General features: G+C 43.0%; 18 protein-coding genes, 1 rRNA gene and 2 pseudogenes. 19 read left to right on the forward strand and 2 right to left on the reverse strand.

Going from position 1 to position 23589, the window contains the following annotated elements; all coding sequences use genetic code 11:
• From ACI1P2_RS18530 to ACI1P2_RS18580, 11 genes and pseudogenes are all read left to right on the forward strand, one after another.
• Nucleotides 1-990, forward strand: a complete 990-nt coding sequence (locus ACI1P2_RS18530) for a glycosyltransferase family 2 protein (protein ID WP_355321338.1) — start codon at nucleotides 1-3, stop codon at nucleotides 988-990.
• Nucleotides 991-1005: 15 nt separating this feature from the next.
• The gene (locus ACI1P2_RS18535) at nucleotides 1006-2238 is read left to right on the forward strand and encodes a rhamnosyltransferase WsaF family glycosyltransferase (RefSeq protein WP_355321340.1); all 1233 of its coding nucleotides are present in this window, start codon (nucleotides 1006-1008) and stop codon (nucleotides 2236-2238) included.
• A complete protein-coding gene (locus ACI1P2_RS18540; RefSeq protein WP_355321342.1) occupies nucleotides 2239-3162 on the forward strand; it encodes an NAD-dependent epimerase/dehydratase family protein in 924 nt (307 codons plus the stop codon).
• A 97-nt stretch (nucleotides 3163-3259) separates the two neighbouring features.
• Nucleotides 3260-4003, forward strand: coding sequence for a sugar phosphate nucleotidyltransferase (locus tag ACI1P2_RS18545; RefSeq protein ID WP_355321344.1), 744 nt, complete (start codon nucleotides 3260-3262; stop codon nucleotides 4001-4003).
• Between the two features lie 21 nt (nucleotides 4004-4024).
• Nucleotides 4025-4570 (forward strand): dTDP-4-dehydrorhamnose 3,5-epimerase, encoded by a 546-nt coding sequence (gene rfbC, locus ACI1P2_RS18550; RefSeq protein WP_355321346.1) that lies wholly within the window; start codon nucleotides 4025-4027, stop codon nucleotides 4568-4570.
• Between the two features lie 65 nt (nucleotides 4571-4635).
• Entirely contained in the window at nucleotides 4636-5655 is a 1020-nt protein-coding gene (rfbB, locus tag ACI1P2_RS18555; RefSeq protein WP_355321348.1) for a dTDP-glucose 4,6-dehydratase, read from the forward strand.
• Between the two features lies 1 nt (nucleotide 5656).
• Nucleotides 5657-6535: a dTDP-4-dehydrorhamnose reductase gene (gene rfbD, locus ACI1P2_RS18560; RefSeq protein WP_355321350.1), complete on the forward strand. Its 879-nt coding sequence runs from the start codon at nucleotides 5657-5659 to the stop codon at nucleotides 6533-6535.
• A gap of 550 nt (nucleotides 6536-7085) precedes the next feature.
• Entirely contained in the window at nucleotides 7086-9362 is a 2277-nt protein-coding gene (locus ACI1P2_RS18565) for a hypothetical protein (RefSeq protein WP_355321352.1), read from the forward strand.
• A 26-nt stretch (nucleotides 9363-9388) separates the two neighbouring features.
• Nucleotides 9389-10381: a glycosyltransferase family 2 protein gene (locus ACI1P2_RS18570; protein WP_355321354.1), complete on the forward strand. Its 993-nt coding sequence runs from the start codon at nucleotides 9389-9391 to the stop codon at nucleotides 10379-10381.
• Nucleotides 10378-10785, forward strand: coding sequence for a GtrA family protein (locus tag ACI1P2_RS18575; RefSeq protein WP_355321356.1), 408 nt, complete (start codon nucleotides 10378-10380; stop codon nucleotides 10783-10785). The genes ACI1P2_RS18570 and ACI1P2_RS18575 overlap by 4 nt, the downstream gene beginning before the upstream one ends.
• A gap of 87 nt (nucleotides 10786-10872) precedes the next feature.
• Nucleotides 10873-11043 (forward strand): annotated as a pseudogene (locus tag ACI1P2_RS18580) (sugar nucleotide-binding protein); the annotation flags it as partial.
• 105 nt (nucleotides 11044-11148) lie between these two features.
• On the opposite strand, the pseudogene ACI1P2_RS18585 reads toward ACI1P2_RS18580, so the two are convergent.
• Nucleotides 11149-11508: pseudogene (locus tag ACI1P2_RS18585) on the reverse strand (transposase); the annotation flags it as partial.
• 302 nt (nucleotides 11509-11810) lie between these two features.
• On the opposite strand from ACI1P2_RS18585, the gene ACI1P2_RS18590 reads away from it, so the two are divergent.
• From ACI1P2_RS18590 to ACI1P2_RS18605, 4 genes are all read left to right on the forward strand, one after another.
• A complete protein-coding gene (locus ACI1P2_RS18590) occupies nucleotides 11811-12779 on the forward strand; it encodes a glycosyltransferase family 2 protein (protein WP_355321360.1) in 969 nt (322 codons plus the stop codon).
• Nucleotides 12780-12949: 170 nt separating this feature from the next.
• The gene (locus tag ACI1P2_RS18595) at nucleotides 12950-13033 is read left to right on the forward strand and encodes a putative holin-like toxin (RefSeq protein WP_355321384.1); all 84 of its coding nucleotides are present in this window, start codon (nucleotides 12950-12952) and stop codon (nucleotides 13031-13033) included.
• Nucleotides 13034-13276: 243 nt separating this feature from the next.
• Complete coding sequence (locus ACI1P2_RS18600) at nucleotides 13277-14188, forward strand: glycosyltransferase family 2 protein (protein ID WP_355321362.1); 912 nt, start codon at nucleotides 13277-13279, stop codon at nucleotides 14186-14188.
• Nucleotides 14185-15585, forward strand: coding sequence for an undecaprenyl-phosphate glucose phosphotransferase (locus ACI1P2_RS18605; RefSeq protein WP_355321364.1), 1401 nt, complete (start codon nucleotides 14185-14187; stop codon nucleotides 15583-15585). Before ACI1P2_RS18600 ends, ACI1P2_RS18605 begins: the two co-directional genes overlap by 4 nt.
• A 575-nt stretch (nucleotides 15586-16160) precedes the next feature.
• Here the strand turns inward: ACI1P2_RS18605 and ACI1P2_RS18610 are convergent.
• On the reverse strand, nucleotides 16161-16910 hold the full coding sequence (locus tag ACI1P2_RS18610) for a stalk domain-containing protein (RefSeq protein WP_355321366.1): 750 nt from the start codon (nucleotides 16908-16910) through the stop codon (nucleotides 16161-16163).
• Nucleotides 16911-17392: 482 nt separating this feature from the next.
• Between ACI1P2_RS18610 and pcrB the strand changes: the two genes are divergently transcribed.
• The 4 genes from pcrB to ACI1P2_RS18630 all read left to right on the forward strand — a co-directional run.
• Nucleotides 17393-18082: a heptaprenylglyceryl phosphate synthase gene (gene pcrB / locus ACI1P2_RS18615; RefSeq protein WP_408976267.1), complete on the forward strand. Its 690-nt coding sequence runs from the start codon at nucleotides 17393-17395 to the stop codon at nucleotides 18080-18082.
• A gap of 24 nt (nucleotides 18083-18106) precedes the next feature.
• The gene (gene pcrA / locus ACI1P2_RS18620) at nucleotides 18107-20434 is read left to right on the forward strand and encodes a DNA helicase PcrA (RefSeq protein ID WP_355321370.1); all 2328 of its coding nucleotides are present in this window, start codon (nucleotides 18107-18109) and stop codon (nucleotides 20432-20434) included.
• 252 nt (nucleotides 20435-20686) lie between these two features.
• Nucleotides 20687-22702 (forward strand): NAD-dependent DNA ligase LigA, encoded by a 2016-nt coding sequence (ligA, locus tag ACI1P2_RS18625; protein WP_355321372.1) that lies wholly within the window; start codon nucleotides 20687-20689, stop codon nucleotides 22700-22702.
• A 536-nt stretch (nucleotides 22703-23238) separates the two neighbouring features.
• A 16S ribosomal RNA gene (locus ACI1P2_RS18630) occupies nucleotides 23239-23589 on the forward strand; the annotation flags it as partial.

Here is a 23589-nt window from a genome sequence, read left to right on the forward strand (position 1 = left end):
ATGAATGATTCCAAAATATCAGCCTCTGTTATAATACCTACAAAAAACGGGGGGGAGATCTTTCAAAGGGTATTACTGCAAGTACTTGATCAGGACTTAGATTCTCCGTTTGAAGTGGTTATCGTGGATTCAGGCTCTTCTGATAATACAATTAATTTTATTTTGGACCTGCAACAGCGGCACCAAAATATCATTCTAAAGCAAATTAACCCAAAAGAATTTGGCCATGGAAAAACAAGGAATTTGGGGGCTTCTTTGGCAAGTGGGGAATATCTCGTTTTTATTACCCAAGATGCTCTTCCTTATGACCGATATTGGTTGAGAAATTTGATTTTTTGTTTTGGTATCGATGATGATATTGTTGGCGTGTTTGGTCGCCATGAACCTTATGACGACTGTGACATTTTTGAAAAACACAATATTATTACTCATTTTAATAATTTTGGATCTGAAGTTACTATCTACTATCTAGATGATAAAGAAAGATATAATAGAGAAGAAGGTTACAGACATCTATTGTGTTATTATTCAGATAATTCATCAGCTATGCGAAAAAGGATCTGGGAGAGTATCCCTTATCCTGAAGTTGATTTTGCCGAAGACCAGCTTTGGGCTCGACAAATTATTGAGAAAGGTTATAAAAAAGCCTACGCTCCTAATTCTGTAGTTTATCACTCTCATAATTACACCTTTAGCCAGCAGTTTAAACGATACTATGATGAATATAAAGGCTTATACAGCATTTATGAATATGTTTCTGTCAAAAGTATCTTTTTGTTACCAGCTTATATACTCAAGCATTTTGTTAGCGACATAAAATTTCTGCGGTCATATGCGAATCTCAGTCGAAAACGGAAATTGTATTGGATGGGTTATTCTTTCGTTAAGAACACGATTAGATATTCCGGAGCGTATCTAGGGGTTTTGGGAAATAAGTACAAATCACTAAATCGTTTGTTCTCGAGAGAGTACAAATTGATAAATAAGTAATAATGAGGGCTGATAATGTATAATGTATTTCTGTATAATGCCAGGAAGGCAGTAAAGATAATACAGTCACAGGGTGTATTGCAAGGAAGCAAAACTGTACTTTCAAAAATCAAAAAAAAGAATGAAATTGCTATATTAAAGAAGGATGTTTTTAAGTTTTATAATTATTTGTTGCTTGGGAGCCGTGAGGCTAAGCTAACTTACCAACCTAAGGATGAGTTAAAGCTGTCATGGTTTATCCCTGATTTTGGCATAGGCTCAGGAGGACACCTGAATATTTTTAGAATCATCCATTTGTTGGAGAAAATATCTGTAAAGTCAGATATATACATTTGTGGGGCATCACAGTGGGGGAATCCGTCAAGTGTAAAGGAAATTATAGATAAGAACTTCTTTCCTTTGGAATCAAATGTGTACATTATTGAAGATAATACGGATATAAAAAATGAATACGATATTGCGATAGCTACCTCCTGGCAAACTGCTTATTATGTAAGAGCTTTTGAAAATTGTGTGAAAAAAGTATATTTCGTACAAGACTTTGAACCGTATTTCTACCCTCAAGGTAGTGCTTATTCATTTGCAGAACAAACTTATAAATTCGGCTTCTATGGCATTACTGCAGGTGATTGGTTAAAGGAAAAGCTTTCTGCTGAATATGGCATGGAATGTGAAAGTTTTAGTTTTTCATACGAAAAAGATTTATATAAACCTCATGGGAAAAGAGATAAGGATATTCAGCGTGTGTTTTTTTACTCAAGGCCGCCCACTGATAGAAGAGGTTTTGAACTAGGAATTATGGTGCTAAATGAGTTTTGTAAAAAAAACCCTCATGTGGAAGTTGTGATGGCTGGATGGGATGTGTCGGAATATGAAATTCCGTTCAAGCATTTTAATGCTGGTGTCGTAAGAATTGAAGAATTATCGCATCTATATAGCCAATGTGATGTCTCGCTCATTCTCTCGTTTACCAATTTATCATTGTTGCCTTTGGAATTGATGGCGTCAGGTTGTCCCGTTGTTATAAATCAAGGCAGAAATAATGATTGGATTGACCCTCATAAAGAGTTGTTCATTTATGTTGAGAATGATATTGCAGGAATTGCAGAGGTACTTGATCAAGTTATCAATAAAAAAATTAACACACAATTAATGTTAGAAAATGCGGCTGATTTACTGCAAAATTCTTCATGGGAAAAAGAGGCACAACATATTAAAAATTATATCTACAAAATACTGGGGGACTAAATGGAGCGAATTGTAATAATCGGTTGTGGATACCTGGGTTCCCATCTAGCCAATCATTTTAGTATTAAACATTGGCAAGTTAAAGTTCTAGGTAGAAATTCTGTATATTCAAGCATGCTTGATCCCAACGTTCAATTTATAGACATCAATATTAATGATGTTGAACAGGTTCAGGAAGAGATTGAAGAAGGAGACGTAGTATTATACGCTGCAGGATCCACAAATGCTACAAATTTATTCGAGGATGTACTGGTGGATGTACAGCAGTACTATGTTTCATTTATAAAGTTGATAAATTCTTGTTGTGAGAAAAAAATAAAGAAGTTCGTTTTCCTGTCTTCGGCGGGTACCGTATATAAAAATACTGGTGCAAAATCCAGTGAGGATGATTGCTTAGAACCTAGTAATATATACGGACTACAAAAAGTGTTTTTCGAAAATTTAATTAAGATTAAACACCTTGAAAGTAATGATTTTCCTTATTTAATCTTACGTGTTTCAAACCCTTATGGAGGTTTTCAAAATCCTTACAAAAAACAAGGTATAATTCCTGTTCTAATCAACAAAGCATTAAACGATGAAGAGTTTATATTTTGGGGAGATACCCGAGCCGTTCGGGATTTTATTTTCATAAATGACTTCTTAGAAGCGACTTATAATACAGTAATGCTTCTTGACCAAGAGATTATTAACATTGGAAGTGGTAATGCAACAACTATAAGTGAAGTCATTTCTTTGGTTGAGAGAAGAACAGAGAAAAATATAAATATCGTTTATAAAAGTTCAGGTCAAAAAACTATAATGAAAAATATTATTGACATTACCAAATTAAATAGGCTCACAGGGTTTCTTCCCTCTACTAGCCTTGAGGAAGGAATCGTATCAACGATTAACCAAATGAGAAGAAAAATTTTTGATAACTAGAAGTATAGGGAATATACTGTTCTAAAAAAGCTTGTTTTACTTTTTTTGAATAATTATTTTTAAAGCTGTGAAAAAAAGTAACTATTAGGAGGTTAATATGAAAGGTATTATTTTGGCAGGTGGTACGGGGTCAAGACTTTATCCATTAACAAAGGTAACAAATAAGCATTTGCTTCCAGTTGGTAAATATCCAATGATTTTTCATGCGGTATGTAAACTTAAACAGGCTGATATTACAGATATCCTGATTGTTACTGGAAAAGATCATATGGGCGATGTCGTGAACCTGTTGGGCAGCGGTCGAGAAATGGGGGTAACCTTTACATATAAAGTACAGGACGAGGCTGGTGGTATTGCACAGGCTCTCGACTTGGCCGAACACTTTGTTGGGGACGATCAAATGGTAGTTATTCTTGGCGACAATGTGTTTGAGGACGACATTTCTCCTTTTGTCAACAATTTTCGCAAGCAAGCTGTAGGAGCAAAGTTATTGTTGCAAAAAGTTCATGACCCTCACCGCTTTGGAGTGGCAGAGCTACAAGGAGACCACATTGTTTCCATCGAGGAAAAACCGAAAGAGCCGAAGAGTGATTTTGCTGTTACAGGTATTTATATGTTTGATCATAAAGTGTTCGACATTGTTAAGACACTTAAGCCATCCGACCGGGGCGAATTGGAAATCACTGATGTGAATAATGCATATATTAAGAATGGGACGCTTACGTTTGACATACTTGAAGGCTGGTGGACAGATGCAGGTACACATGCTTCTTTAGCAAGAGCTAATGAATTGGCGCAGGAAATTGTATTTGGAGAAGAATTTGGAAAACTGAAGTTGTAATAACAAGGAGGCATCGTAGTTATGAAGGTAACCCCTTTGCAACTGGAAGGTGCGAAAATTATTGAGCCGGTGGTCCATGGAGATCACCGCGGCTTTTTTGTGGAAAGCTACAACGAACAGCTGATGCATGCCAATGGCGTTACTCATAAGTTTGTTCAGGACAATCAATCCTTGTCAGCAGAACCAGGGGTCATTCGTGGTCTTCATTATCAACTGAACCCTAAAGCTCAGACGAAGTTGGTGAGAGTTATTTCTGGAGCTATCTATGATGTGATAGTTGATATTCGAAAGGATTCCACTACATTTGGGCAGTGGCTGGGCGTCATTTTGAGTGAATACAACAAGAGGCAGCTTCTTGTACCTCAAGGGTTTGCCCATGGGTTTTGTACGTTGATTCCAAACACGCAGGTAGCATATAAAGTTGATGAGTATTATTCGCCAGAGAATGACCGAGGCATTTTATGGAATGACCCAGCTCTTGCGATCGACTGGCCAACTTCAAATCCCATTCTTTCGGAAAAGGATAAAAAACACCCTGTTTTGGAAGATGCAGAAATGAATTTCTAGATTTTGTACACTCATTTATACGATCGATGAATATAATATGATTAAAGCGTATTAGGGAGGCTCTTATGAAACTTCTGGTCACCGGCGGTGCCGGCTTTATCGGCAGCAACTTTGTAATATATATGCTACAGCAGCATCCGAATTACCATATTGTTAATATTGACGCACTTACGTATGCGGGCAATCTGGAAAATTTAAAATCCATTGAGGGTAACGCTAACCACACTTTTGTAAAAGCCGACATTACCGATACCAAAGCCATCGACCAAATTATGCAGCAGGGAATCGATGTCATCGTGAACTTTGCAGCTGAGTCTCATGTGGATCGGAGTATCCTGGAACCTGAAGTATTTGTGAAAACGAATGTCTTAGGTACACAAGTGCTGCTTGATGCCGCAAAAAAATACGGTGTGACCAAGTTCGTACAAGTATCTACGGATGAGGTGTACGGCACACTGGGTGAAACAGGTCTGTTTACGGAAGAAACCCCTCTTCAGCCTAACAGTCCATACTCGGCCTCCAAGGCAGGTGGCGATCTGATGGTTCGCGCTTATCATGAGACGTTTGGACTGCCGGTGAATATCACCCGCTGCTCCAATAACTATGGTCCGTACCAGTTCCCGGAGAAGCTCATTCCTCTGATGATTTCCCGCGCTTTGAGCGATCAGCAGCTGCCAGTTTACGGTGATGGTCTGAATATTCGTGACTGGTTGTATGTGGAGGACCACTGCAGCGCAATTGATTTGGTAATTCATCAAGGCAAGATCGGTGAGGTATACAATATTGGCGGCAACAATGAGCGTACTAATGTTCATATCGTTAAAACAATTTTGACAGAGCTGGGCAAGCCGGAATCGCTTATTACCTATGTAGAAGACCGTCCGGGTCACGACCGTCGTTACGGCATTGATCCGACCAAAACGATGAATGAGCTTGGCTGGAAGCCCGAGCATTCGTTTGAAACAGGCATCAAAGAAACCATTCGTTGGTATTTGGATAACAAGGAATGGTGGAACCGGATTCAATCCGGTGCATACCAGGAATACTATGCTAAGCAATACGGTTCTCGTATGGGGGAAGCGTAATATGAAGGTGCTTGTGACCGGAGCAGGAGGTCAGCTCGGCAGAGATATTGTCTGTGTTTTGACCGAAAATGGTCATGACGTTCTGGCTTGCGATCGAAAAACATTGGATATTACGAATATGGAACAATCTATCCAAGTCACTCAAGATTACAACCCTGATGTTGTAATACACAGTGCGGCGTACACTGCTGTAGATGCTGCAGAGAACGACGTAGACAACGCATACCGTGTAAACGCAGCAGGAAGCCGTAATATGGCGCTGGCCACAGAGAAGGTCGGTGCCAAGCTGATTTATATTTCGACGGATTATGTTTTTGACGGCAGCTCCCCTGAGCCTTATCAGGAATATGATAATACCAATCCGCGGTCTGTATATGGCAAATCCAAACGGGCAGGAGAGGTGCTTGTGCAGACGCTGTCTTCCCGTTATTTTATTGTCCGGACTTCATGGGTATACGGGCTTCACGGTCATAACTTTGTGAAGACGATGCTTAAGCTTGGGCAGGAAAAGCCGGTTCTAAAAGTGGTTGATGATCAGAAAGGTTCTCCTACTTACACCGTAGACCTGGCCCGGTTTATGCTGGAGCTGCTGGGGACTGAAAAATATGGCATTTACCACGCATCTGGCAGCGGGGCATGTACTTGGTACGAGTTTACTAAAGCTATTTTTGAGGAAGCTGGTCAGATTTTAAAATTAAGCTTTAATGCAGAACTGCTGCCTTGTTCCACTGATGACTTCCCAAGACCTGCACCTCGTCCGGCTAACTCTGTCATGGATCATTTATCCATACGGGTGAATGATTTGGCAGATTTAAGGCCTTGGAGAGAGGCTTTGCGGGATTTCCTTAGGGAGCTTACCACAGCTCAGGAAACAATATAAGATTTTGAGCTAAAGGGGCTGCCCTTAAAGTTGTTAAAGATAGATTAGGGATTGCCATCAGTTTTTTTAGGACATTTACTGCTTTAAACTGCTCTTCGTAAATTGACAGAATAAAGATTGAATATCTGCTGAGCGGTCTTAGCCTTGGACTAGATAGGGCTGGGGCCGTTTAATTTTGAAAGGGATGTCTTTTATTGATTTATATTTATAGGATTAAAATTTGCTTTTTAAGTAGACTTTAAGGAAGAACGCTTACATATTCCAAACAAACCGTTCTCCGTTTTCAACAGCTCTTTGATTGAAAATATATATTGATTGCACGATCGTCATGAATAGAGAAGCCATGTGTTGGTGAAGAACAATCTACCTCGTTGGAATGTGATTATGCATAAGTAGTGATTTATATATTTCGTTTTCTCTTTTATCGGCAGTCTTATATTTTATATTTGTAAAATACAATGCTTTTTGTTGGAATATGTTGAATAGCATGATACATTATGAGTTGTAAGAGGGAAAAGTGTCTTATACTTTTGAAAGGATGTTAAATTTAATGCGATTTTTGCTTTCAAGAAACAAAGTGGTATACGGTGGTTTTATTTTTTTTCTTATTTTAGTGGTAGTACCTTTCTTTATTAAAGATAATACCTATAAAAATCTACTTTTTCTGGCGTATTTAGATAGTATTGTTTTCACACTGTTTTTGTTTGTCATATTTAAACTGAACTATATTCGCAGGAACGAAGTAATTCTGTACGGTTTATCGTTTGTTGCTTTGGCTCTTTTTGGAATGTTTATTATAAATTATTTTTACTCAATTGAACATACGATATATTTCTCTGACAATGCATTCTATTGGCAAAAAAGTAAGGTTTTCTATGAAAGCCTTGATCAAAGTTTTTTTCATGTTATATACAATGTATATCTATCTATTCTTCATGATGATTATAATGATCTTGTACTTTTGTTCTTATCACCTTGGATTGGATTATTTGGCTTTGGTTACAAGGGGTACATACTTAGTGTATTTTTTTCATTCTTACTGCCGGCTTTCTTTTTCTTTGTAGTCCTCTCTAGTAATTTGATAAGAGACCTTAAAGAAAACAAGGCTCTAATAGCTCTTCCTATATTTGCTGCGTCTTTCATTGTCTATTCATTCAGCGGTGTCGTTCAACCCAGTTTAATTGGTTATCTTGATGTGGTGGGTCTTATACCTATCATGATGTTGTATCTTCTTGTCTATAAAAAGAGAATAAACAATTTTAATATCTGGGACATTATATTATCTATAATTTTGCTTATTTCCTTAGCTTTTTTGCGCAGATGGTACGCCTATTTTGTAGTATCTTTTTTTGCAGCAATTTTTATTACAAATTTTCTCAGAGTCATTTTGGAAAAGAACTCTGAGTGGAAAGATTTTTTTCGAGGTGCTGTGAAACTAACTATTATTGGTTTAGGGTGTTTAACCATTTTGTTTATTTTTTTCAAACCATTTATCATTTTAAGTACACGTGACATAGGGAAAGGTGTCTACGAATACAATAACATTCCAGTTATGGATAAACTTATTGCAACGTCAAATATTTTTGGATTAGTTACAGTGATCCTTGTACTAACCGGGTGTGTTATCGGTATTATATTTAAACAAAGTCGGTATATTGCGATTTTTTCAATTTTGCAAGGTTTGTTTGCTTACTTGTTAATTACTTCCGAACAGGGGCTGTCTCCGCAACATATCATGTTGCTGTCTACTGGCGTAATGGTGCTCGTTTTTTTAAACTTTAATTATGTGAGTTGGTTGAGACGATTCTTAGCGAAAAACCAAAAAGTAGTTTCTAAATCGCTACTTGCGTTACTACTTATTTTTTGTTTTTCCCTTAGCGGTCTCTTTATCTACAATGGATATTTTAAGGATATTCAAACCACTGTCGGTCCTATGACTGTACTATCAAAGCATAACGAGCCAAGAGTAAATCAAGATATTGATAAAATAATGGAAATAACCAACTATCTCAATAGACTGTCAAGTTCCGATAAAACAGTGTATGTTATTTCAGGTGAATGTTGTTATGATGATGTATTTAATAACTTATATTTACCCGAACAAACAAATGCATTAAATAATCTGGTTCGCTCAACTTATAACGATGCTTTAGGTTTTCCGAATGGTTTATTAAGTTCGGGCTATGTTGTTGTAGTTGCCCCTATAGCTTCAAAACAGTTGGCTGTCGAAAAAACGGCGGAGTACTTTGTTAATGGACGTTTTGACAATTACCAACTCATTAAAGAGGTTAATTTGAACAGTGGACACAATGTGAAAATTTTTGAACGAAGGAGACCATTTGCTGCTTCTTCTTTAAAGGCTTTAAATAATTTGCAGGAAGAATATTACAAGAGGTATCCGGATCAAAAAGAGTACTATAGCTTTGCAGATTATCGAGTGAACATTGGAGGTACTTATTCTGGGCTCCCAGGTTTTGAGGTTAGATTAACACCGAAAAAAATAGTCTTTCATCCAGGAGAAACTGCTGACAATGAAAGTATTTCGTATGTTGAAATTAATGCCGAAAAAGCTCTTGAAAAAATATCTTTTACTGCAGCCATGGAGACTACCGATCAGAATATAGCTCATGCTAAGGGACTTGCAGAGGTATATGTTTCTGTTTTAGGAGACGGGAAGCTTATAGATAAGAAATATATAACCATTAATCAACCTCAAAATTTTAATGTTGATATTTCTAACTATAAGATAGTTAAGGTCCAGGTGGATAAAGGTAAATACTCAAATAATACTGATACGACTGAACTTACTAATGTTAAAATAGAGTAGTGAAATATATTATTAAAGGAGTAGCTATGTTTAGAACAATAACTATTCTTATCCCTGCCTATAATGAGGAAGAGGTAATACAACAGCTATACGCTCGTCTCAATAAGGTTATTGAGTCAATAAAAGGATATTCATTTGAAATATTATTTGTAAATGATGGTAGTAAAGATAGTACCGCTGAGATTATCAGAGACCTGCGAAAAAAAGACAAAAGAATCTCATTAGTTGATCTATCCCGCAACTTTGGTAAAGAGATTGCTATGATTGCAGGATTGGATTTTTCCAAAGGGGATGCTGTTGTGATTATTGATGCAGACCTCCAGGATCCTCCTGAATTAATCATTGAAATGATTAAATATTGGGAGCAGGGATATGACGATGTTTATGCTAAAAGAGAGACAAGAGCGGGCGAAACATGGTTCAAAAAATGGACAGCCTCAACTTTTTACAAACTGCTTCAAAAAATTAGTAGAATACCTATACAGGAAAACACAGGCGATTTTCGCTTGCTTGACCGGCGCTGTATTGAGGCACTGAAGCAATTAAGGGAAACTCAGAGGTATACAAAGGGTATGTTTAGCTGGATTGGATATAACAAGATGGAGATTCTTTTTAATAGAGATTCTCGCGCGGCAGGCCAAACCAAATGGAATTATGCAAAACTATTGGATTTAGCTATTGAAGGAATAACCTCCTTTACAACAGTTCCGCTAAGGCTATCATCCATGCTGGGTATAATTATTTCTATATGTTCGTTTTTTTATATGCTGTTTATTATAACGAAAACACTAGTATTTGGTGAAACTCAAACAGGCTATCCTTCCATAATGACAGTAGTTTTGTTTTTGGGAGGAATACAATTGCTCTCATTAGGGATAATTGGAGAATATTTAGGAAGAATTTTCAATGAGACCAAAAAAAGACCACTGTATTTTGTTAAAGAGTACAATGACAATAGAGGTTTTATAACCGCAGCTGACTATGTAGAAAAAAGCTATGCACAAAGGCAACGAGTATGAAATTGGGAAAAGAAATGGTTAGCTACATTATCTTCGGTGTTTTGACTACAATCATTAATTTGGTCACATATGCGTTTTTCACTAAAGTTTTTAATGTAGACTATACACTATCTATTGCGTTTGCCTGGTTTGTTTCCATTATAGTTGCTTTTGTTACTAACAAATTATACGTGTTTATAGGTAAAGCTCGGCACTCCTTATTAAAGGAATTTGTTCTTTTTTTAATCATTAGAGCCGCCTCCCTTGTGCTGGATATCGTTTTGATGCTTGGATTGGTTGAATTAATCGGTGTAAATGATTTTTATGCTAAAATTGTGGTTAATATTGTGGTAATTGCAGTTAATTATGTGGCAAGTAAGTACATTGTTTTTGTAAAGAAGAGAACGGTTGGCCCGGACAAATGATAATTGTAAGCTCTCTTTACAATGAACACGTCTTCTTTGTTGAATGTAGGGGTAAGCCCTTCAAGTACTGAAGATATGCCCAATGCAGAGCTGCTGCCTTGTTCCACTGATGAGTTTCCAAGACCTGCACCGCGTCCGGCCAACTCCATCATGGATCATTTATCCATACGGGTGAATAACTTGACGGATCTAAGACCTTGGAGAGAAGCTTTGCAGGACTTTCTCAGGGAACTTGCTTCATCTCAAGAAACAATATAAGGATAAAGTGAAGAGGCTGTCCCATAAGTACTTCTTTGCATTTCATAAGACAGTTCACTTTATGAAAAAAACAGTAAAATTAAAGAAAAGGCGGTGCCAGGGAGCTCATCCCTGTACCGCCTTTTCTGGCTTTTGGTCCATTACCGCCTTCTTGAGCAGATTGTGGGCGAGCGAAAGCCACCCGACCTCAAGGCTCACTTTTCGCAGGCCTCGAAGCAGAAAACGTCTGAATCCCCGATTGTTTTTGATTTGTCCAAACACACTTTCCGGTTCAATCATTCTCCGAACCAGCTTGCTAATATCTTGCTTCCACTTTTTTGACTTTTCCTTGTGGTATGTGCTGTATTTCACCAAGGCTTCCAGTTGTTCATTTTCCAGGTAGGCGTAGTTTTCTTCTCCACCGTATCCTGCATCTGCGATGATGGTTTTCGGCAACTTGCCAAGCGCCGCTTTGACCTTCTCCAATTGTTAAGTTGCAGGTCACGTACCCTCAGAGAAAAGAATTTTTATACACGTGCTCGTGGCAACAATTGGCGGTACTCGTGGGATACGGTCGGCCAGTTTGGGACTCAGAGTGTTATCCTACCCAAAAAGTCTCGGCCTGTGACCTGCAGTTCCATTATGGAACATACAGATTAGCAAGCCAAGACATTTTCATTCATCGTGGTGGGCGTCAGGCCATGTTAGTTTGGGACAGCCCCTTTTCATTTTAGGTATGTGCTGTATAAAGCTGATATAATGAATGAGACCAAATGGCCAGACTTTAGATGAATTCAAGCTTTGTGGAGGGGATTCCACTGGATCCGGTAAACATACAAATTTTATTATCAACATATAACGGTGAAACCTACATCGAGGAGCAGCTTCAAAGCTTGATTTCTCAACAGGATGTGCATGTGCAAATTTTGGCGAGAGATGACGGTTCAACAGATTCGACTGTACATAAGCTGGAGGCATTCAAGAAACTGTATCCTGGCCAGATTGAAATTCTGAAAGGGAATAATCAAGGGGTAATCCGAAGCTTTTTTGAGCTTATCAACAAAGCTGGGCACGAATTCAGTTATTACGCTTTTTGTGATCAAGATGATGTGTGGAAGCCTGATAAATTGGCTAGGGCAATCAAGAGGCTCCAGGAGTGTAAAAGGGACCAGCTTTTAATGTATTCATCCACTACCCAAATGGTGGACGAGCATCTGAATCCCATAAAGGTGTGGCCTGAGCCCCCCACTAAACCTTTGTCTGTTCATAACGCTCTAATTGAGAATGTATGTGTTGGCTGTACTGTTGTGATTAACAGCGAGACTCTGGAGATGGTGAAAAATAACATGCCCCGCAACATCAACAATGTCATCATGCACGATTGGTGGATTTATCTGTGTGTCTCCTCTTTTGGGGAGGTTGTTTTTGACTCGGAAACGTCTATTCTTTATCGGCAGCATCAGAGCAACGTGTTGGGCGGGGCGTCAGACGGTTGGTTAAGTAAGTGGCGCAAGCGGTTGAACCGATTTATAAACGGCAAGAATCACTTTATCTTGAGTAAACAGGCACACGAGTTCATTGGAACTTTTGGTTCGAGGTTACCCCAGAAGCATTATCAAGATATTACGGATTTCCTCCGTTGTTATGATAAAGGGCTGGCTGGACGCATAAGGCACATGATCCGTGCACCGTTTTATAGACAATCGTTTATGGACAATCTGATCTACAAGTTTGTTTTTATCATTAAAAAATTATAGTTTGTTCGGAATTAGTGGAACTTTTTATTTATTAAGGACGTCTATATAGTACAACAAAGTGTAACGAATACATGTTTCTTTTTGGAAAAATATAGTATAATGCAGTTAGCACAACCAAATCTAGGCTCGCAAGGGCGGTCGGCTATCTTCCCTGACAGGGGGTGGAGCCAATGACAGTGTATGAAGCGCTCAGCCTGATGCTGACGTTCGGCGCGTTTGTCGTCACACTGTTGTTTTCGGATAGACGAAAATAGACCGCCCTGTAGCAGGAATGGTCTATTTTCGGTCCTTATTGATTTTGAAGCCGCCCGCTCTTGCACTGGCGGTTGTGCATTGGACCGGCTGCCACCGGTCCTTTTTTCCATTAACATCTTACCACGAAGGTTTTTAATGCTCAACAGGCGATTGTGCCGATACAAGCCTTTTTTAGCGCTCTAGGGCCAAGATATGTGCTATAATGACGTTAGATTTCTTTTTTTGTCAGGAGAGCAACAATCATGGATGTAAGCATTCTGATCGTCAACTACAACACGCAGCGCCTAACTCTGGATTGCTTGCAGTCCGTGTTTGCTTCCCGTACGCAGTACCGCTACGAGGTGATCGTCATTGATAATCATTCCGTTGACGGCTCCGTTGAAGCGATAAGGGAGCGATATCCGCAGGTAACGGTAATTGCCAATCAGGAAAATACAGGCTTTGCCAAAGCGAATAATCAGGGGATTGAAGCAGCGCAGGGCCGTTACATATTGCTGCTGAATTCCGATACCCTTGTACAGCCGGATACCCTTGAGACCATGATCGGACTGATGGACCGCCGTCCTGAACTGGGGGCGGCTGGCTGTAAAGTAATATTACCCGACGGTTCGCTCGATAAAGCGTGCAAGCGCGGATTTCCTACGCCTTCGGCATCCTTTTATTATGCTTTTGGTTTCTCCAAGCGTTTTCCGCATGATCCGAAATACAACCAGTATCAGCTTGGTCACCTGGATCCGGACGATGAATATCCTGTAGATGTGCTGGTCGGTGCTTTTATGTTGGTCCGGCGCGAAGCCATCGATCAGGTGGGAGGGCTGGATGAAACCTTCTTTATGTATGGCGAGGACATCGACTGGTGCTACCGCATCAAGGAAGCGGGCTGGGGTATTTACTACTACCCGCGCACATATATTGTTCATGTCAAAGGAGGCAGCGCACGCCGCCGGCCTTTGAAAATTATTTATGAGTTTCATAGAGCGATGTGGGTGTTTCATAGGAAGCACTACTTCAAGAAATACAGCATGATTACGAATGCAGCCGTTTATTTGGGCATAACGCTGAAATTTCTCATGGCCCTTGTTCAGAATAAATTGACGCCTCCATCCAAACCGGATGGACGCAGTGAAGAATCCCGTACTGAGGTGAAAGCATGATTCGCAGAAATCAGCGGTATTTAACCCAACTCTATATATTGGCTGATATGGCGGTTATCCAGCTGTCCTTTCTGCTGGCCTGGTTCCTCAAGTTTGAGAGCGACTGGATCACCCATGAAGATCCGCTCCCCATGGAAGTATACTGGGGTTGGAGCCTGATTTATGGGATGATTGCCATCAGTATCGGTATTATGGTGGGGTTGTATACCACGACCCGCAAGAAAAGGTTTGCCGACGATGTGATCAAGATTGTGCAGACCCATTTCATAGGGCTGTTTGTTCTTTTGAGCGTTATGTTTTTCGTCAAACAGATCGATATTTCAAGATCCTACCTTGCCATATATATGGTTGGAAACGTGTTTTTTATCCTGCTGTATCGTTATTATGTGAAAAGAATTCTGAAAGCATTCCGCCAGAAGGGCTACAATAAGCAGTTTATGCTCATTCTCGGCGCAGGATCGCTGGGCCGGCAGTTTTATGAGAATCTGCAAAATTACCCTGATCTGGGGTATGAAGTGGTCGGCTTCCTGGATGATTACAGAAAGTGGGATGATGAGGAGGAGGCCCATTACCGCCCGATCTTGGGAACGCTGAATGAGCTGGAGGAGACGCTGAACCGCCTGATGATTGATGAGGTAATCCTGGCTTTGCCGCTGGATGCGCATGATAAATATCCAAAGATCATCAATCTGTGTGAGAAAGCTGGTGTTCGCACGATGATTATCCCGGACTTTTTCGATTACTTGCCAGCCCGTCCTTACTTTGATAATTTTGCCGGCATGCCGATGATTAATGTCAGGGATATTCCGTTGGATGTGGCGGCCAACAGGCTGTTCAAGCGCACGTTTGATATCCTATTCTCTTTAGCTGCGATTGTTCTGACCTCCCCAGTCATGTTGACCGTAGCGATCGGCGTGAGACTGACTTCACCAGGATCGGTTATTTTCAAGCAGGAGCGTGTGGGGCTGAACCGGCGTACTTTTTATATGTACAAATTCCGCTCGATGAAGGAACTTCCTCCGGGAACGGAGGATACCGGATGGTCCACCAAGGATGATCCGCGCCGAACGAAGTTCGGTACATTTATCCGCCGTACCAGTCTCGACGAGCTGCCGCAGTTCTTCAATGTGCTGCTCGGACATATGAGCGTCGTTGGCCCGCGGCCGGAACGTCCGTTTTTTGTGGATCAGTTCCGGGAAGAAATTCCGAAATACATGGTGAAGCACCATGTGCGTCCTGGCATCACTGGCTGGGCTCAAAGTAACGGACTGCGCGGGGACACCTCCATTGAGGAACGCATCAAGCATGATATTTTCTATATTGAGAACTGGTCGCTCTTATTTGATATTAAAATCATTTTCCGTACGATTCGCAATGGCTTCAAAAACGCCTACTGAAAAAAGGGTCCCAAGTAAGGTTCTATGAACCTGGGGGCCCTTTTTTGTATGCTGGGCAAGAACGAATCGTTCCTCCGATTTTTAGTCATTAGTCAGACCGTACTTGTCATGAGTTGTGCACATAACAGAGAGCGGACAACCCTATTTTCAGAACAAAAGATATTCACAAAAAGAGGAGGAGGAGATCGCTTATCCACATAAATCCACAGATTATTAACAAGTTATTCACGATTATCCACAAAAAAACCTTTTTTAGTCCACAAGATATCCACGTTTACCCACAATTTATTAACAAGCTGTTTATATGTGTTCATATTTATGCACAAATGCTTGGGACTGGGACTCTGTTTGAACTGTTTAAGAGACTTTTGGAGAATTATCCACAGGGCAATCCATAATGAGCTTCTTTGGTGGTGTTGACAATGTACATCACCATTAATGACCTAAATGAATCAAGGACATACGAAAAAATGGGGAGTATGGTGTGCACACGGGCTTTTTTACAGAAGACGATGCGGAGGACAGTCGGTTTGATAATGACTTCAGATGTTGGCCACGACAGATACGTGGCAAGCTTAATTGTTCTGATACTCCGGGTAAAGTTCGAACGAAGCTTGTCCAGCCTGTAAAATTCCGTTTTTATAAAAATAGCTCATTTGAAGATCCCCGATAAACTGAGCGGGAGAAATTTGAACTGCTGCCTGTGCGTTCAGAGTGTTATTTTCAACGGAGTAGTAGAGAACGCTTCCTATGGCGGGCCCAAAGAGATAGGCGGGATCAGCTTGGATTTGGGCATTCGGGAATTTAGTTATTTTTCCGTTGAGTTCGACTTCAACCCCCTCGTCTGTAATCCGACCGGTAAACTGCTTCATCATGGCAATAAGGGGATCTTCATGAAGAATAATGCTTCCATCTGCATCCAGGACGACCATTTCCGAAAGACTCAATCCGGTTCCATATCCGATATTCGTAATCACGACGGTCTCCTCCTCTCCCTCTCCTGTTACATCGGCTGTGATTACCTGCGGATCCCGGTTTGTAGTAACACTTTTAATAGGTAAATAATTACGGGTAAAGACAGGTGTGGATATGCCCATTCGCTTGTACATTCCATCTTCACCGGGAGAGCCGCTGAGCTTGATGCCGTTGCTTTTATCCTCCCATATCACCTTCATGCGGTCTGAAACCTCAACTACTCCGGCCTTTCCATCATATTTAATCGTTTTTCCCCACAGCTTGGCTGCTGTTCTGATCGGAATCATGACATGCCCATCCACAATTTGCGGCGGCAGATCTGTGATGACTTCTGTACCATCTTGAACCAATTTGAGCGAGGGCGTATCTGAGGCGGCGGCTGTTGTTCCGACTGAGATTAGAGTGAGGAGTAATGTGCAAAAAAGCTGCTTAATGTTTAGCATGTTTAATATTTCCTTTCGTTAATAGTTAATTTAGTTAGAAGTTCATCGGTTGTCGTGTAGATTGATCATTGGGCAGGTAGCTGAAAAATGTACTTATAACTATCGTAAAAGACATGGAGCCCGCTTTCCAGAAAAAGGTTTGTAACCCTGATTTCCAGTTTTGTAACCTGATTCGCAGCCAAAAATCTGTTCCCCTCCAATACGAACATTGACACCCATTGCGTGCTGGCATAGACTTAGCTTAGATGCTTTTGCTGCCTGGGATGGAAAGCTGATATAAAGGGGCGTCTGCCTGCGGAGGTAAGGAATACCTGTACGTGGGGGCGGGCTCTTTTTGCCGTTTCCGGCGGGTGGACAAAATGCGGTAAATGCTGGAGGAATGAACTTTGATGGATGCGGTAAAGCCCTGGAGGCATGTTTTCAAATTGGACCCTGAGCGGGAATTGGCGGACGATGCGCTTGAAGCGGTGTGCATGTCCGGTACGGATGCCATTATGATCGGGGGATCGTCCGGTGTTACGTATGAAAATACGGTGGATCTGATGTCCCGTGTCCGGCGCTATGAGCTGCCGTGTGTGCTGGAGGTGTCCGATCTTGAAGCGGTGGTTCCGGGCTTTGACCTGTACATGATTCCCATGGTGCTCAATACAGCTGACAGCGCATGGACAACCGGGCGTCACCGCCAGGCCATTGAGCGTTATGGTTACCTGATTCCGTGGGAGACGCTTGTTCCGGAGGGGTATATCGTACTGAACCCGGATTCAACGGTTGCGAAGCTGACCCAAGCAGAGACGGGATTAAGTGCCGCCGCGGCGGAGGCCTGTGCCCACGTGGGCAGCAAGCTGATGAAGCTGCCGATTATTTATGTCGAATATAGTGGCACCTTTGGAGATCTTGAACTTGTAGAGAAGGTACGGAGTGCTTCCGGAGAGGCAAGAGTCTTTTACGGAGGCGGCATTCATGATGCGCAGACGGCAGCGCAGGCAGCGACCGTCAGCGATACGATTGTGGTGGGCAACATTATTTATGAAAATTTGACAAAAGCACTCGAGACCGTCAAAGCGGTTTATAACCAATAGAAAATACGGGGAGGAGATGCAGGTATGCAGCCGATAAATATACATGATGCAGTCGCTCGGTTGAATCCGCAGCAGCGCCAGGCAGTGGAGGCGACGGAAGGTCCCCTGCTCATTATGGCGGGGGCAGGCAGCGGCAAAACTCGTGTGCTGACACACCGGATCGCTTATTTAATCGCAACCCGCAAGGCGCCGCCATGGGGAATCCTGGCAATTACATTTACTAATAAGGCAGCCCGGGAGATGCAGGAGCGGGTGTCCAAGCTGGTGGGACCGGAAGGGCGCGACATTTGGGTATCTACTTTTCACTCCATGTGTGTGCGGATTTTGCGGCGGGATATAGAGCGGATCGGGTTCACTTCCAATTTCAGCATTCTGGATTCAACGGACCAGCTGTCGGTTATCCGTAGCTGCATGAAGGATCTGAACATCGATACGAAGAAATTCGAGCCCAAGGCAGTACAGGCCATGATCAGCACCGCGAAGAACGAACTGGTCACACCGGAAATGTATGAACGCAAGATCGGGGACTATTTTGAAGGCATTGTGGCGAAAGTATATACCATGTACCAGAAGCGTCTGAAGAGCAATAACTCTCTCGATTTCGACGATTTGATCATGGCGACGATCCAGCTCTTCAAGGAAGTGCCGGAAGTGCTCGATTTTTATCAGAAAAAGTTTCAATACATTCATGTTGACGAGTATCAGGATACGAACCGTGCCCAGTATATGCTGACACGTATGCTGGCGGACAAGCATCACCGCATCTGTGTGGTGGGTGACAGCGACCAGTCGATCTACCGCTGGCGCGGGGCGGATATCAGCAACATTTTGAATTTTGAGGAAGATTATCCGGAAGCGCGCACTATTTTGCTTGAGCAGAATTACCGCTCGACCTCCAACATTCTGAACGCGGCCAACGAGGTCATTTCACAGAACACCGGAAGAAAGCCGAAAAAGCTGTGGACCGACAAGGAAGGCGGCGCCAAAATCAAGGTTTACCGGGGAGATTCCGAGCATGATGAAGGCTACTTTGTTGCCTCCGAGATTCTGAAAAATGTCAAGGCAGGCAAGTCCTACAGCCATCATGCGATTTTATACCGGACCAACGCCCAGTCGCGGGTAGTCGAGGAAATTTTGATCAAATCGGATATCCCGTATCAGATTGTGGGCGGCATCAAGTTCTACGACCGCAAAGAGATCAAGGATATTTTGGCCTATCTGCGTTTATTGTCGAATCCTGATGATGATATTAGCCTTACACGGATTATTAATGTTCCCAAAAGAAGCATAGGCGATACGACGGTGGCCAAGCTGGCAGCAGCTGCGGCTGAGCGGGGAACCTCCATATTCCGTGTGCTGCAGGTTGTGGATGATTTGGGATTTGCAGGCCGTACCCGGAATGCGCTGGTTGAGTTTTATGATATGATCGACGCGCTAAACCGGATGGTGGAATACCTCTCGATTACAGAATTGACGGAAAAGGTGCTGGAAATGTCGCAGTACCGGCTTGAGCTGCAAAATGAGAATACGCTCGAATCCCAATCCCGGCTGGAGAACATTGACGAATTTCTGTCGGTAACGATGGAATTTGAGAAAAATAATGAGGATAAATCGCTGGTCTCCTTCCTGACGGATCTTGCTCTTATCGCGGATATCGACAGCATGAATGATGCGGATGAGGATCAGCAGGATGCGGTTACGCTGATGACGATGCACAGTGCGAAAGGGCTTGAATTCCCGATCGTATTCATCGTGGGCATGGAAGAAGGCGTATTCCCGCACAGCCGGGCTTTCCTCGATAATGAAGAGCTGGAGGAGGAACGGCGTCTTGCATATGTAGGGATTACCCGTGCAGAGCAGCAGCTTTTCCTGTCTTGTGCCCAGATGCGCACCTTATTCGGCCGCACTACAGCCAATCCGCCATCGCGCTTTCTTGATGAGATTCCAGAGGAGCTCAAAGAGGACACCATGGTGGCTCGTGACAGGTATCGGCGCGGCGGCAATGTTGGCGGTTCATACGGCGGCCGTGGGTTTGGCTCCAGCGGGGGCGGTAATTTTGGTGGCAGCCGTTCATTGGATGCAATGAGCCGCGGCGGCTCCACAGCCTCTGCTGCGTCTGCATCTTCAACATCACGAGTCACGGTATCCACACCGGCGGCTGCACCAAAACCGACAGGGACCGGAGGTTCGTTCGCAGCAGGTGACAAAGTGCAGCATGGCAAGTGGGGTACCGGCACTATTGTTGCTGTAAAAGGAACTGGCAATGATATGGAGCTGCAGATCGCCTTCCCGGCTCCGGTAGGGGTTAAGCGGCTGCTCGCTGGCTTTGCTCCGATTACAAAGGTGGAATAAAAAAGTTGCAAGGGCGGCGGAGGTTCATGCCTCTGCCGCTTATTCTAAGATTAAAGACAACCATGCCGCTTCGCGATACCACTGCTAAATGAAAATTTTGTCGATAAGCCACTTGATTTTTTGGGGAGAATTTGTTGTTTTTCAGTGAAGGTAATGGTTTTTTAATCACAGGCATAACTTCTGCTTAACGCGGTCTGTAGTGCTATGATTTATGTCGATAGATTTTTTTAAATTACGGAGGGATCGCCCTGCATGGATTCGATGCACAAGATGGAAGAGCTCGTTGCGGAGCTGAACCGGTATAACTATCATTATTACACCCTGGATGAGCCTGTGATCAGCGATAAGGAATATGACGCTCTGTACGATCGGCTCGTCGAACTTGAGCAGGAAAGCGGCATTGTGCTGCCGGATTCGCCGACACAGCGTGTCGGTGGGGAAATATTGAAAGGCTTTGCATCGCACCGCCATTTGGCACCACTGTGGAGTCTGGATAAAGCACAAAATCCCGAGCAGCTGCGTTCATGGAATGCCAGAGCAGTCAAGTTGGTGAATGATTATAATACGAAAAATCCGGACAATCCGCTGCCGCCGCTTGGTTATGCACTGGAGCTGAAGTTTGACGGTTTGACGCTCAATCTTACCTATACGGATGGCAAGCTGGTTCAGGCAGCCACGAGAGGCAACGGGGGTGTTGGGGAAGGGATTCTCCCTCAGGTAAAGACGATCAAATCAGTTCCGCTGCAGATTCCTTTTACGAATGGAACGATTGAAGTGCAGGGCGAGGGCATTATGAACCTTTCGGTGCTCGCCAAATATAATGAGACGGCTGCCGAACCGTTGAAAAACGCCCGCAACGCAGCCGCAGGGGCGCTCCGAAATCTGAATCCCAAAGTCACGGCTGAGCGAAAGCTGAGTGCTTTTTTCTATAATGTCGGTTATGCGGATGGTATCCGTTTTGCAAATCATCAGGAGATGATGAACTTTCTCCGTGAAAATCATTTCAAGGTCAATCCGTATGTAACGTATTTTGAAGAGTTTGATGATGTAATGGAGCAGTTGGCGGAGATTGAGGCAAACCGCGCCAAGCTGGACTATCTTATCGATGGAGCGGTAGTCAAAATTACGGATATGCGGACCCGGGAAGTGTTGGGGTATACGGACAAGTTTCCGCGTTGGGCCGTGGCCTACAAGTTTGAAGCCGAAGAAACCACGACTGTATTAAATGCGGTGGTTTGGAATGTTGGACGCACAGGGAAAGTTACGCCGCTTGCCAAGGTGGAGCCGGTTGAGCTTGCCGGTGTCACGGTTCAGAACTGCACGTTGAATAATGCAGGGGATATTGAGCGGAAGAACCTTAAATTTGCCTTGGGCAGCCGTGTGTTCATCCGCCGTTCGAATGATGTCATTCCTGAAATTTTGGGCAAAGTGACTGAGGAGAAGGACGGAGGGGAGATCATTTTTCCGGATCATTGTCCGGCTTGCGGTTTTCCGCTGGAGCAGCGCGGGGCTCATCTGTTCTGTGATAACAAATTGGGCTGTAAACCGCAAATTGTGGCGAGGATTTCCCATTTTGCGTCAAGGGATGCGATGGACATTGAGACGTTCAGCGACAAAACGGCCATTCAACTGCATGATGAACTGGAAGTACGGGAGCCGGCGGATCTGTATACCCTGGAATTCGAGCGGTTGTTGAAACTGGAGCGCTTTGGAGAGAAGAAGGCGAACAATCTGCTGGAAGCGATAGAAAAGAGTAAGGAGCGGGATCTTGCATCCTTCCTCTATGCGCTGGGCATTCCGAATACGGGGAAAGCAACCACACGTATGCTTGCGGAACACTACCGAGATTTGCACAAAATTATGAATGCTGCTGTTGAAGAATTGATCGAACTGCCGGATGTCGGTGGGATTGTGGCGGAGAGTATTGTGGCGTTTTTTGCCGATCCGTTCACACGTGCTTCTATTGATAAAATGCTATCCTCGGGTGTGCAGGCAAAAGCCCCTGCTGAACCGGTTGCCGTTAAGACGGACAGTTTCTTCAGCGGAAAAACGGTTGTTCTCACAGGGACGCTGCATCAATTAAGCCGTGATGAGGCGACGGAGCGGCTGCAGGCACTGGGTGCCAATGTGACAGGTTCTGTTTCCAAGAAAACGGACCTGGTCATTGCAGGAGAAAAGGCTGGCAGCAAGCTGGCCAAGGCAAAGCAGTTGGGGATAGATACGATCGAGAGTGAAGAGGAGTTTCTGAAGCTGCTTGAGCTTGAATAAATGCAGTGATATTAAAGTAGTCTGTCCTGCTGGGCAGGCTGCTTTTTTAGATTAAGAATGCATAACTTCGAAGGAACTCTTTCCTTATATCGAAAGAAAAACTACTGCTAAACCCGGTCTGGCTACTTAGAAGGGCGTCGAAAGACGGTTATCATACTATATAATGTGGGTGTTGGGTGAAATTTCATGACTCAGGAATTAAAAAGAAGCTTGCTATGTGAATAAAAACGTGGTACATTAATAGATGTCGCTTCTGATTCGGTGTTTCTAAGAATCTTTTGAAACTCAAAGAAATATCAAAAAAAGATGTTGACGGAATAATCAAATCTATGATATGATCTAATTCCTGTCCGGGATTGATAACCGGATGGACAAGTTCCTTGAAAACTGAACAAATGGATGATGCAAATCAATGAGATATTATCTCGTCAGATTCAAATGAGCTTAATCGCTCTTTCGATAGTGCTCACCGAATTTGATTCACTCAGTCGAGTGGAACCCAAATCCGGTGAGGTCGATGTTACTTCGTAACATCTTTATTGGAGAGTTTGATCCTGGCTCAGGACGAACGCTGGCGGCGTGCCTAATACATGCAAGTCGAGCGGACTTGATGAGGAGCTTGCTCCTCTGAGAGTTAGCGGCGGACGGGTGAGTAACACGTAGGCAACCTGCCCTCAAGACTGGGATAACTACCGGAAACGGTAGCTAATACCGGATAATTCATGCTGCTGCATGGCGGCATGATGAAAGACGGAGCAATCTGTCACTTGAGGATGGGCCTGCGGCGCATTAGCTAGTTGGTGGGGTAATGGCCTACCAAGGCGACGATGCGTAGCCGACCTGAGAGGGTGATCGGCCACACTGGGACTGAGACACGGCCCAGACTC

Source organism: Paenibacillus jiangxiensis, from assembly GCF_046098255.1.
Classification (GTDB): Bacteria; Bacillota; Bacilli; order Paenibacillales; family Paenibacillaceae; genus Paenibacillus; species Paenibacillus jiagnxiensis.